Origin of the sequence: Micromonospora sp. LOL_014 (assembly GCF_048060245.1) — a bacterium.
Classification (GTDB): domain Bacteria; phylum Actinomycetota; class Actinomycetes; order Mycobacteriales; family Micromonosporaceae; genus Micromonospora_E.
In genome coordinates this window covers 1-1081 of the sequence record NZ_JBHMIP010000092.1, presented here as the reverse complement: position 1 = coordinate 1081, position 1081 = coordinate 1, and the positions used below count along the sequence as shown (strand labels likewise).

Here is a 1081-nt window from a genome sequence, read left to right as displayed (position 1 = left end):
GAAACGGTAACCCACCAGAACGCCGCGCGTGTCACGCGCGGCGTGGCTGGAATCGCCGCCGATTAGGGCGGCGAGGATGTCAAAGACCTGCTGATGCGTGACGCGGAGGCTCTTTACCGCGCCCCGGCCAAGCCTGGCAGCGAGTCAACAGGCGCTGCCACGGAAACCACGGAAACGGTCGAGTCGGTGTCGAGGCTGAGCTGGCCGCCCCAGGCGACCACATCATCACAGGTCCGCCGGCCGGACGAGATCACGTGACCGCGTGGCCACAAGCTCAATGTCGGCCTCGCCCGGGAACAGCCCGATCAGGTCGACGATGTTCCCTTGGTCTCCGGTCGACCGCTGATGGTCCTCGAACGCCGGCAGCACGTGCGCCGGACGGCCAGGATCGGTGTCGAAGACCGGCCCGCTGCGGGTAGCGGTCGTCGCCCGTCCCGTGTCCTGGTTGAACTCAGGACTCGACGTCACGCCTATAGCCGGGTCCGTGCGGCCTGTCGGCGCAGCCGCGCCAGTTGTACGACACAGTTGATGACGACGATCGTGGTGAGCAGCGGCAGCAGGTCAACGAGCCAACCAAACTCCCACCAGCCCGCCCGGTCGAACAGCAGTGTCATCACGAAGGCGAACGCGACCACGACGACAACGATCTGCACCGTCGTGATCAGCAGAAACCGAACCGCCGGAGCCACATCGCCTCCTCAGATCCGGTCACGCCATCGTCAGCCAGTTGCCGAGCCGCGGAACTGAGGTCAGGGGTGGGTGGGGAGGTGGGTGACGAAGGTGGACCAGGCGGCGGGGGCGAAGGTGAGCACCGGGCCGGCCTGGTCCTTGCTGTCCCGCACCAGCACCGCGCCGGGCAGGTTGTCGGCAACCTCGACACACGCACCACCGGCACCGTTGGACCGGGTCGACTTGCGGAAACGAGGGGTGCCGGTCAGCTCCATGTCAGCGCCGCTTTCTCGATCATCTCGCGGGACTCCGCGATGGGCAGGGCGTAGCTGCGGACATCTTCCCACACCTTGTCAAGCCCCGGGTTTGATGGAGAGTTGGTTAGCTGGTTTTCAGGGGTGCGGTGACCGGT

General features: G+C 66.3%; 3 protein-coding genes. All 3 read right to left on the bottom strand.

Annotation, left to right across the window (positions count from 1 at the left end; genetic code table 11):
* Positions 1-225: 225 nt before the first annotated feature.
* The 3 genes from ACFHW1_RS28750 to ACFHW1_RS28740 are packed head-to-tail and all read right to left on the bottom strand — an operon-like array spanning position 226 to position 944.
* Positions 226-468, bottom strand: coding sequence for a type II toxin-antitoxin system Phd/YefM family antitoxin (locus ACFHW1_RS28750; RefSeq protein ID WP_416551825.1), 243 nt, complete (start codon positions 466-468; stop codon positions 226-228).
* Positions 469-470: 2 nt separating this feature from the next.
* Positions 471-689 (bottom strand): hypothetical protein, encoded by a 219-nt coding sequence (locus ACFHW1_RS28745; protein ID WP_416551826.1) that lies wholly within the window; start codon positions 687-689, stop codon positions 471-473.
* Between the two features lie 60 nt (positions 690-749).
* Complete coding sequence (locus tag ACFHW1_RS28740) at positions 750-944, bottom strand: DUF397 domain-containing protein (RefSeq protein ID WP_416551827.1); 195 nt, start codon at positions 942-944, stop codon at positions 750-752.
* Between the last annotated feature and the right edge of the window lie 137 nt (positions 945-1081).

Coding starts and splice junctions, on each gene's coding strand:
- ACFHW1_RS28740 (WP_416551827.1), bottom strand. CDS start 944: ATGGAGCTGACCGGCACCCCTCGTTTCCGCAAGTCGACCCGGTCCAAC.